The sequence below is a fragment of the Cytophaga sp. FL35 genome (assembly GCF_014349235.1).
Lineage (GTDB): Bacteria > Bacteroidota > Bacteroidia > Flavobacteriales > Flavobacteriaceae > Euzebyella.
The window spans coordinates 1-11052 of sequence record NZ_JACSOH010000047.1 but is presented as its reverse complement, the minus strand read 5'-3'; the positions used below and the strand labels follow the sequence as shown (position 1 = coordinate 11052).

Sequence of the window (11052 nt, the reverse complement as noted above, 5' to 3'; positions counted from 1 at the left end):
ATGTAGTGAAAAAATTCGGCCAAAAATAGGTAACCGAATAGGTAACTTTTGTTTTGATATTAAAGCCAATCAAATGAAATCAAAATAAATGTAATTACTTGAAAATCATCTGATTGACTTTTTAATGGATTGCTTTAAAACCCATTTTGTCGGGATGACTGGATTTAAACCATAAACACAACACCCTCAAAACCAATAATTTAAAAACTAAAACTTATAAATTGACATCAATTAGGACATCAATGAGAATAATTTAGGCCTTCTCCTACAAATCTAACATATAAAAATTCAATAAATCCTAAAAATACATTTAGAGTTTGAAAGTTTTTACCGGAAAGATAAAGTCAGGATTATATAACCGTGATGGCCAAGCATGTATTTATGACTAGTTAGCGCAATTTTCTTTCTTATAAAGCCAAATCAAAGGACTTTTAATGGCCATGTTGCGCTTTACTTCGAACGTTTTGGGAAAATGTCGATTATTAGCCCATAATTCATAAAAATCCAAACGATTGTAAATGATTGCCGAAAACAAAAATGTTGGATGTGCAACAGGCCATTCATTCCAATACATTACATCAGGCTCATGTGGCCAATCATTTTTCTTAGCCACAAAAGGGGCCATGAATTCCACCGCTTTTAATATGGAGCGACCATTTATATCATAGTTCCAGAAACATTGAAAACTATCAGATAAAACCCAAGCGTTAATAGTCATTGCATCAAGATTAAATAAAGAATAACCATAAGGCTTCGTTCTTTCCAATTCCAAAGGGAAACTGCCATCCTTGGCCATTTGTCCTGGCAAGATGGTGTTTATAAAATTAGCTTTACAAAATTCCATGACCTTTGAATTGTTACAAAATTTGGCATAGGTCGCTACCTGCATATTCCAGCAGGTACCATGGTTGTTTGGATGAACCATTTCATCTTTACTGTATTCATGGGTCATCAACCATTCAAGGAGCTCAGAAAACCAAGCACGGAATCCAGTCATAAGATTTTCACTGATTAAACCTTCGTTTTCAAGAATCCAAAGGGATTGTACTGCATCCATAATATGAATACCGTCAATAATACCTATACCTCTTCCCGTATGCCTTCCCTTAATTGCTTGCGCGTACAAAAAGTGGGGATTCATACGCGTAGATTCGTTCAAGAACCAAGCCTTGCAGTGTTCCAGCGCGGCATCGGAATAGGTTCTGTCTTTGGTAATTAGATATGCAGAAGTTAAGGTTCCCACCATTTCTCCCATTTTCATGAGGACTTCTCGATGAGCCGTAAAGTTTTCGGGATTGGTAAAACCGTCTTTTCTAATGTAAGGGCCTTCAGGATTTTCTGGATCTGGCCACCAATAATCTCCTTCTGAGTAAAAGTCATTTTTGCCTCCAGAAGATCGTGAACATACGTAAGAAGTAATGGTAATGGGATATTCTTCTAAAAAACTATCAGCTATTTCCAAAATGTGGGAATCAAGTTCCAGAGTTGCGAGTTCACTATAGCTTTGACCTTTCAAAAATAGCGAGAAAAAAAGGGTATGTATTAAAATAACGTAAGATCTCAAATGGATTGACAACAATTTATTAAATGGAGACATAGATAATTAAACGTTTCGAACGCTTCATTCACCAACCTAAATTACATTCGCAATTTTATATGTTGGAAATCATAGTTGGTAACGACCTAAAATACTAAAATTAAAATCAGTAAATGAAATCCTGAATTCAAATATTGCATTATGGCATGCCACTATCTCCCCAACAGATTTACTTAGAATTTGCGAAGTATCCCATTAATTTACAATCCTAACAATATTTACCAAATCAATCTTTATTCAAAAAATATAACTTATCACTAGAAATTTAATAGACGTGTGTCACGAATTGTTTTTACATCACTCTATGCTATTCTCAAGTGTATATCGCTGATATGTATTTAATAAAAAAAAATAATTAACTTGACTAAAGTTGTAAGAAAGTTTACTGAATTCGAGATTTGGTCATGATATTTTTTCGTGGCGTAATCGTTATTTGTGCCTATTCGCTAAATATTGGTAGCGTTTTTAGTAAACTACCTACTGCGCTGGTTGGAAGCAAAGCTCTTTATGTCATGGTAAAGAACTTAGGGTTAAAGTGCTTGTTAAGTGGAACTTTAAACGATGATTCAGTGCAATTTTAGATAAGGATGTGCTACTCTCAAGCACATCCTATCTTAAAAATACTCAAATATTGTTCTTCATTGATGAATAGTGGTCTCGATGTAATTCAGCATCCAACTAATTTTCATCAGCGGTCGCAAATTTTCATCGATTTCTTTTTAGATTAAACCGTTTATCAAGTTTCCCAATGAAAGTTATTCCATCAATATTTTACCTATCGACTGGTCCTTTCTTTCACCTGTACTAAATCCAAGGGGTAGTTAGACTGAGAAAGACATTTTGTTGCTTCAAATTAGTACAGCAAACTCAAATGGATTCTAGGTAGTTCAGTTAACCTAGAAAATATGATCTAATCGATTATTTCCACCATCAAAAGAAAGATAGCGATTGTCAAGGCTATGATAGTGAATGTATATATAATGTTATTTTCTTTTTTCTCCAAGGTTTCTCATTAAAAAGGAAATCCTGTAAAGATTCGATAGAAAAAAGCATAGAGTACTACTGAGAATAAAATTATGGTAAACCATGTGAACGCTTTAAAATAGTTTCGAATCACGAAATTTCCTATGTTTCTAATGCTGTCCAGATAAATGTTCTTAATAAGAGTAATTGTATTCATATTCGGGGGTTTTAATTTGAAGCAAATATGCAACCTATGAATATGGTACCAATTATTATCTGTTAAACAGATAGTTTATTCGATGAATTAAAGTAGTGTAGGTATTTACATATATTCAAATAACAGTGGTTTATAAGTCATGCTACATTAATCTTTTTATAAAAAGTAAAGTTTTCAATAGGTAAAAGGCATATTGTTCACCATATTCCTGAGGGTCTTTCATTTTTTGGCAATCCTGAAAATTTTTAACCATGTCCATCCAAAATTCTTTAGTCGATTTTTGGTTGAATGGGATGTGGACAGTCCAAGATTCTAATAATATAATGGTTTGATTGATGTTTTCCTTACGATAAATATCGGATTGAAAACTACTCAATTCCTTGTATAGAGTTTCTAAATCCTTCATTATTGCTGACTTTTGTAAAAAATTGACAACCGGCCCGCTATATAATTGGACCGGTTATCTGTGGGGGTTTTTATTCAAAAAGCTCAATTCGAATTATTATCTATCTCTCAATATAATGCTCCAAAATTGTTTACTAATATGCAAAATTGCAAACAATTGTTGCGAGAGTTTATGGAATTGTGGCGAAAACGTTTTCGTTAGTTGAATTATTACTTCGTAAAACAAACTGGCCAGTTCCTTCTTATGAACTGGCCAGCTGTATCTGAATAAAACGAAGACTTCTATATTCTCAATCTCATGAACAGCTCATGGGTACCCTTTTCAACACCGCCAACAGGTTTTTCCAAGGCGTTCTCATAAGCATACCCTACGTCTAATCCTCCACTGATATTGAACAAGAATAGACCGCTGATACTTTCGCTAAACCTATAACCCGCGCCGATAGTGAAACGCTCTGCAAAACCCACCATACCGGTGAGCTCATAGGAAACCGGGGAAGCAGTAACAAAACGAAGCATATTGGTTAGGTATAGGTTGGTGGATTCCGAGAGCTCGAACTCATAACCTCCGGCCAGGTACATATGAACCTTATCGGTGCCTACCCTTGCCTCGCCGTTGCTTTCCTCCAAACGTTCGGGGGTCAACAGTTTCGGAATGGAAGCCGAAACGAAGTATTTATCATTTTTCCAGTACAGCCCAACACCAACGTTTGGCGTAAACCTATTATCAAAGTTCATCAAACTACCGTCTTGGCCCACCCCATACGTTTGGAGGCCCTGGGTATTGGCATCATAGGTGTTGGCGCTCCCTTTGAGACCAAAGAAGAGTTGGTTGTTCTCCGATACCTTCACCTGGTAAGAAACATCTATGGCCAGCCATGTCTGTGTTTCGATAAAGGTCTTATCATTAAGTACCGACACTCCTAGGCCTACATTTTTTCCCAATGATGTACCGAAAATAGCACTTTGGCTTTCCGGAGCGCCTTCTACCCCTGCCCATTGGCTTCGAAGGCCCAAGGCAAATTCCAGGCCGTCGTTACTACCGGCATAGGCAGGGTTCACTACGTTCATGTTATAGCGATAGAACGAGTACTGCGGGTCTTGTTGGGCATAAAGACCTAGGGCCGCCAGAAGCACGCTAAATATTGTTATTACTATTGTTTTCATTTTTTTTTGGCTTGATTAGGTTAATAGTTGATGAATATCCAACCTCTCAACGGAGCTTCGCCATTGCCGAGGTCGATTATGTAGAGATAAGATCCGGAGGGCAGTTTCTCGTTCTTATTCTTAAAGAAACCCTGCCAATCGTTTCGATAGCTCTTTTGGGCAAATACCTCGTGACCGTAACGGTTGTAGATCCTTACGACATTGTTCGGATAGTTTTCGATGCCGGGCACCATCCATGAATCGTTAAGACCATCGTTGTTGGGCGTGAAGGCCTCCGCCGGAACCAGTACCGGTTCACTATCCTGTGGGAAATAATCCTCACTGTCCGGAACCCCGTCATTGTCATCGTCGTCGTCCCTATTGTCGGGAATACCGTCATTGTCATTATCGGCCGGGGTGTCTATCGGGTCGGTACTATCAGTTCCCGACTCGTTTTCCTGTTCGTCGGTATACCCATCCCCATCGTCATCGGTATCGGCATTGTCACCGGTACCATCACCATCGGTATCTTTTTGCTCCGTTTCGTCCAGTGGAAAATCGTCGGAGCCGTCCACAACTCCATCATTATCGTCATCCTCATCCACATTGTCCCCAAGACCATCTCCATCGGTATCGACATCCTCTTCACCGTCGTTGTCATCGTCGGTATCCTCATTGTCACCAATGCCATCGCCATCAATATCGGAATACTCATTTGGGTTATGGGGCAGGTCGTCTACATCGTCGGGATACCCATCGTTGTCATCATCCGTATCGGTATTGTCGCCAACTCCATCACCATCGGTATCGGTATCTTCGTCGGGATCTAACGGGAAGTCGTCCTCCGTATCCGGGGTTCCGTCACCGTCATCGTCTGTGTCTGCATTGTCCCCAGTTCCGTCACCATCGGAATCGGTATCCTCATTTGGATCTAAAGGGAAGTCGTCCTCACTGTCCGGGGTTCCGTCACCGTCATCATCCGTATCGGCATTGTCACCTGTACCGTCACCATCGGTATCCGTATCCTCAGAATCATCTTTTGGGAAGTCGTCCTCACTGTCCGGGGTTCCGTCACCGTCATCATCCATATCGGCATTGTCACCCGTACCATCACCGTCCGTATCAGTATCTTCGGAATCATCTTTTGGGAAGTCATCTTCGGAATCAGGAGTACCGTCGTTATCATCATCTTCGTCGGCATTGTCTCCGGTTCCGTCACCATCGGTATCGGTATCTTCGTTTGGATCTAATGGGAAGTCGTCCTCTGCATCGGGGGTTCCGTCACCGTCATCATCATTATCAGCATTGTCCCCGGTTCCGTCACCATCGGTATCGGTATCCTCGTTTGGATCTAATGGGAAGTCATCTTCGGAGTCCGGAGTACCGTCACCGTCATCGTCGGTATCGGCATTGTCCCCGGTTCCGTCACCATCTGTATCGGTGTCCTCGTTTGGATTTAATGGGAAGCCGTCCTCATCATCCGGAGTTCCGTCACCGTCATCGTCTGAATCATCATCATTCGGGATTCCATCACCATCGGTATCCTGCGCCGTATTAATAGCTGCAGAATGCGTTGAGCTACTTACGGCATCATCACCATCTTTAACTTTGAAAGTGAATGAGGTATAGTTATCTCCGTATTCACCGGCTGAAGGTGTAAAAACCAATAGGATTACATCATCTATCATATCATTTGCCTGAACGGCGATACCATTGTATTCCAAAGTACCGTTTGAGGGTAGGGTCATCACTTGGATACCATTAAATGTATCTCCTGGGTCTACATCCGTGTAGGTGAAATCACCCGTTTTAAAGGTATAGGAAGCATCCTGAATGGTTTCCAGTGTAATATCCCCACCATCCGGCGCATCGTTTACATTGGTAATGTTCAATGTGACCGTAACGGTTTCCGAAAAGGAAACGGCATCTTCAAAATTATAGGTAAAGCTATCCATTGCGGATTCATCTCCGTCGTGGACATAGGTGAAGGTACCATCGGAATTAAGCGTAAATGAGCTTGCATTTTCAGGTCCATCGATTAAATAATACACCAAATCATCGCCATCCACTTCAATATCGTTTGTGGAAAGGTCTCCGTTCAAAGTTCCATTTTCATCCATTGTGAAGCTGTCGGCCACTGCGATAGGGTCATCATCAATTGGGATAATGGATATTGTTATGGAAGCGGTAACCTTGGTGCCGTTAACATCCAGCTCATAGGTTACGCTATCGGTACCATTTTTGTTCTCATTTGGCGTATAGACAACTTGGTTGCTGCCATTTACGGTTGCATTACCTTTTGTTCCCTGTGCCGTAATGGTAACGGTAGGGGTATTGTTGGTATCGTAAACATCATTATAAAGTACATCGATGGGGTCGGAAACGGTATCCTCATCCAAAATCGCCAAATCGTCTTCTGCACTTACAACTAAGGTTATGTCGTAAGGACCAAAGGTTGCTGTGCCCGTATTGCCGGCATTGTCCCTGACCTCGGCATGGATATACCAACCTGTACCTCCAGTGTTGAAAGATGTGGTCTTGGACTGGCTGTTGCTCCATGAACTCCAAGCTGAATTATTTGTTGCAGGTGGAGTTGCACTTTGCACTCTAACAAAGCGTTGCACATCAAAACCACTTCCTCCATTCTCATCGGAGAAAACCAACTGAATGTCATCATCCGTTTCCAAACTCCCGCTGGAGGGAGTAGCAGTGATTGTTGGTGCGATATCATCATCAATAATGGTGAGTGTACGATAAAATGGTTCTGACCAAACACCTGTATCTGTCTGTGTCCTTAAGCTTATTATATAGTCTGCGGTTACATTATTGTAGGATGAAAAATCGGTCATAGGTGTACCTGCATTATAAATCTCCGTGTTGGTTGCATTTCCATCGGAATCGTAAGTACGTTGGGTCACAATCCATTCTTGTGTGGATAAAGTCCTTCCGTAAGGGTCTACTGAATTATCCTCAATCGCAATCGTCATGTCGCCAGAGTATGTATTCAATTGATCAGGTAATATGTTGAACTGTGCAATGGGCAAATCGGTTTCACCTCCAGAACCTGCAGTTTTTTCCACATAGATACTTGAAGGACTACTCCAAGTTCCTTGATGATCTTGAACTCTGAGCATTACAAGGTATTCTCCGTCAGCAACGCTATTTTTATCGAACTGGCCATTTACCCAGTCGTTGGTAGATGCCGCATCCACGGATTTCCACTTCCACTCTGATTGGGCAATACCATCATTCGCTCCGCCATCTAGATCGTAAGAGGTGTTGTTGATAAAACCAGTATCGGCACTATATGTAAAACTGGCCACTGGTTTTCTATGGAAATATAGCGTGGTCGGAGCTGTTGGCATATCTTCAAAAGTGAAGGTATATCGACCTGTTTTCTCGTAGTACTCCGGTACATCCTCCAAATAGAGTCCATCCCAAGATACCTTGCCCGTGTTGTTGTCAAAATGGGTCTCATCATGGGTGATTTTCCATCGCCCCGAAGGATAACTGGCATTTGCTGTGTTGGATTTTAACTGTGAAGGATCTACATCGATCTCAACCGAGGTTCCAGCAATAAAATATTCCCCGGCGGTTACTTTTCCGAATTGATATTGTCCATAAATGTAATGGGACATATCATCTATCCAGGTGGACCAGCTTCCAGCATCTCGGTTTACAAAGATACCTTGATCATTGTTCTGTTGAATGAACCTGTCAAATTGGGCTTGGTTGGCATTGGTTCCCCAGCCGATGTAGTGGATATCCTCGTTGATGGTTCGCATCAATATTTCCGAAAGATCTTTGTCGTTGTCAAAATCTGCCACTTCAAGGTCGTCCAAGTTTACGTTAAAACGTAGGGCACTGTTTCTCCACTGCGGTTCGCGCAATACATCTTTAAAGGCACGTAGTTCCAATTTTTCAATATTGATATCCTTGAAATAGGCATTTTGCTGTTCATGGACATAGAAACCATAGCTACCTGAGGAAAAGGTATTATCGGTAATATCGAAGGCTTCGATCCAATCCGTGCCAGCATCGCCTCCGCCACCTCTTCTGGAGATGGTGATATCATCACCGGACATTTCAATTTTAAAATCGATTTCCTGTCCATTATAGAAAGCCGAGAACATATCGGCCCTAGCGGCATCCCAGCCATAGGTTGCCGTACCTGTTCTTCCACTATTAGTGTTCACTGCCAAAATGGTAGTTACACCGTTTTCCCTTTTGAGAATGGCTTCCGCAGGGTAACCATCACCTGGAGCATAGTTCATTAAGTTACCACAGGCTGTATGGTTGTCGATGATATAGGCGTAGAAATTATTGTTATCCACTTTTTTAAAGATGAATCCAACCTCGGCGTGGGTGTAAGGTGCACCGGAAAGACCAAAGGTCGCTGAAATGGTACCATCGGAAACATCTCCTGTAGGATCATACATGGCAACACCGTAGTTGCCGGAGTTCCTTGCGACAGGATCGGCCAGTATTTGGTTGGTATTGGAATCAAAGGAGAAATAGGAACCCGAGTAAGTTCCACCACCTGCACTACCTAGGTAGTTGTGTGAGTTTGGTGGTTCTGCCCCGTTAAAATCCATAACATTCCAGCTGTTGAAAATATCACTGGCATCCGCTTGATCAGAGGAAATAGAGCTTCTTTGAAAAGCTTCAACACGTAGTTTACCCAAAGGGATTCCCTTGGCGTACATGGCTTGCTCAAGATCGGTCTCAAATGTCGATAAATCTAAATCGGCAGACCCCACAGTCACCATTACGTCTACATTTGGACCTTGTTGGACTGTCATATCTACAGTTTGGGCCTTGAGGTTACCAAAAATTAGCAAAAATATGGTGAATGTAATTGTGGTTTGTAGTATTTGCTTCATAGTAGGTTGTGCTATTTAAATATTGAACTGCTAATGGGTTGGTTCATTGTCTTATAATCAAAACTGAAATTGGAATCAAATACCGATGTACAGTTTGTAGCAGTTGCAATGTTGAAATAGGACATAGCACTGATCTGCTTTATAATTGCCAATCCGTCCACATTAGACCCCAGGTTGCAGTCATAAACCAAAAGTTGAATGTTTGTACCTTGATAGACACCTTCTAACATAGAAAGTTCAAATTCTTGGTCGATCCTTTCTGAATCATATGCGATTCCACCCAATTGCAGTGCATTATTGCTTGTGTCTGCAAACAAATGAATGGTTTTTACTGTTGTGTTGTCTTCAAGGAAATGGCGCACCGTTTTCCACGGATTTTCTGAATGCCCCACTTCAATTACAGTTGTGCTTTGAGGCAATTGCTCTAGAACGATTGATTTCTGTGTATACTCAGAATCAATGACCACGACCTCATCGGTCTGTGCCCATGATATGCTAAAGACCATACAGAAAAAGAGCAGTGAACTCATTAATTTTTTTTGGTTGCTTTTTGTTTTCATTTAAGAGAGGGTTTGGATATATATGTTATTTTTATAGTTGTGTTCAGGTTTGGAAAAGGACAAAAAAATCCCTGGCCGTTTATGAACAGCTTTTTTCTGTGAGCAGCACAAGACCGATCAGCAGTGAATAAAATTTTAGATTAATCGCGGATTTGGGAAATATTGCAGTTCTATGTCATAGGTAGGGAAGGTTAAATATTTTTTGAAACTCTTTTTTCGGTTTCTTACAATTCAAATTTGAATTCTTTCATTTTTAAAACTTGAACTTCCTACAAACGGAAGGTATTTCTTGCTTATTATAAAAAATCGCTCGCGAAATTGACAATAATCAATTGGAATTGATTCTCTACAAAACTTAAAAGTGCAATTAGTTGTTTATCTTTAATTTAAATAAAGAAGCACAAATGATTTTTTTTATAAAAAACTTCGACCGATTCGGATTTTTAGGAAAACGCATCCATATACCCCTTATTACATAGCTAATAACGGGAACTTGACAAATATCAATTTTGAGTTATTTCCTAAATGAGAAGGAGAGTGGCTAATTTAAGCCGGAAGTAGACTGAGAAATTACAACTGATGGATTATCAATAATTTAAAAATAAAATTTGCCAATTACTCTTAGACAGAAGATATTTCGTCGATTCTCAAAAAAATTCAATTGGGACTATACTTACTTAACAAACGACTTAAGGTTTCAGGTCTCATAGATAGAAATGATGCCAGATATTTTTTGGGAATACGTTCGGTAATTTGATTCTTACTATGCTCTATAAAATAATTAAGACGGTTGGCAGCATTGGGAATTCTAGCCAAGTAGACCCGATGTTCTGAAAGCATATAATACTCCTCCAACATAATTCTACCTATATGGTTCATTTCAGGAAAATGGTTGACGCAATATTGATAGTCTTGGTATTCTAAGTAATCACAATAAGTATCCTCAATACTCTGTATATACTCGTTCGCTACTTTATTTCTAAAAAACCCTGTTATCGAGGTAAAGACTTCATTCTCGCTATCGATCCATGTGGTTATTTCTGAGTCTCCACTTTTGAAAAAGCCTCGTACCATACCCTCTTTTAGAAAATATAAACGATTACACTTCTCCCCTGCCCTACAAATTATTTCATTCCTTTTAAAATGGCAACTTTGAATTTTTGAACTCAAAAAAGTTTTTAAATCTTTTCCCATAGGATAAATAGAGTTAAGGAATATGATTATATATAAATTTCTTTCAGAAATTGGCTCTGTAGTCATGCTATTTTAATGAAATAAATA

Annotated in this window: 7 protein-coding genes; all 7 read right to left on the bottom strand. The window is 40.0% G+C overall.

The features are described 5' to 3' along the window. Nucleotides 1–385 precede the first annotated feature (385 nt). The 7 genes from BIZ36_RS20150 to BIZ36_RS20125 all read right to left on the bottom strand — a co-directional run bounded on the left by BIZ36_RS20150 (nucleotide 386) and on the right by BIZ36_RS20125 (nucleotide 10965). A complete protein-coding gene (locus BIZ36_RS20150; protein WP_222937490.1) occupies nucleotides 386–1516 on the bottom strand; it encodes an alginate lyase family protein in 1131 nt (376 codons plus the stop codon). 1093 nt (nucleotides 1517–2609) lie between these two features. After that, nucleotides 2610–2777, bottom strand: a complete 168-nt coding sequence (locus BIZ36_RS21370) for a DUF6747 family protein (protein WP_317125501.1) — start codon at nucleotides 2775–2777, stop codon at nucleotides 2610–2612. A gap of 142 nt (nucleotides 2778–2919) precedes the next feature. Next, nucleotides 2920–3183 carry a hypothetical protein gene (locus BIZ36_RS20145; RefSeq protein WP_121848595.1) on the bottom strand — a complete coding sequence of 88 codons (264 nt, stop codon included), beginning with the start codon at nucleotides 3181–3183 and terminating at the stop codon, nucleotides 2920–2922. Nucleotides 3184–3464: 281 nt separating this feature from the next. Continuing rightward, the gene (locus BIZ36_RS20140) at nucleotides 3465–4349 is read right to left on the bottom strand and encodes a PorP/SprF family type IX secretion system membrane protein (RefSeq protein ID WP_187459662.1); all 885 of its coding nucleotides are present in this window, start codon (nucleotides 4347–4349) and stop codon (nucleotides 3465–3467) included. 20 nt (nucleotides 4350–4369) lie between these two features. Then, entirely contained in the window at nucleotides 4370–9130 is a 4761-nt protein-coding gene (locus BIZ36_RS20135) for a T9SS type B sorting domain-containing protein (RefSeq protein ID WP_187459661.1), read from the bottom strand. 92 nt (nucleotides 9131–9222) lie between these two features. Next, entirely contained in the window at nucleotides 9223–9771 is a 549-nt protein-coding gene (locus BIZ36_RS20130; RefSeq protein ID WP_187459660.1) for a DUF4347 domain-containing protein, read from the bottom strand. Between the two features lie 657 nt (nucleotides 9772–10428). Further along, complete coding sequence (locus BIZ36_RS20125; protein ID WP_162987869.1) at nucleotides 10429–10965, bottom strand: Crp/Fnr family transcriptional regulator; 537 nt, start codon at nucleotides 10963–10965, stop codon at nucleotides 10429–10431. Nucleotides 10966–11052 lie beyond the last annotated feature (87 nt).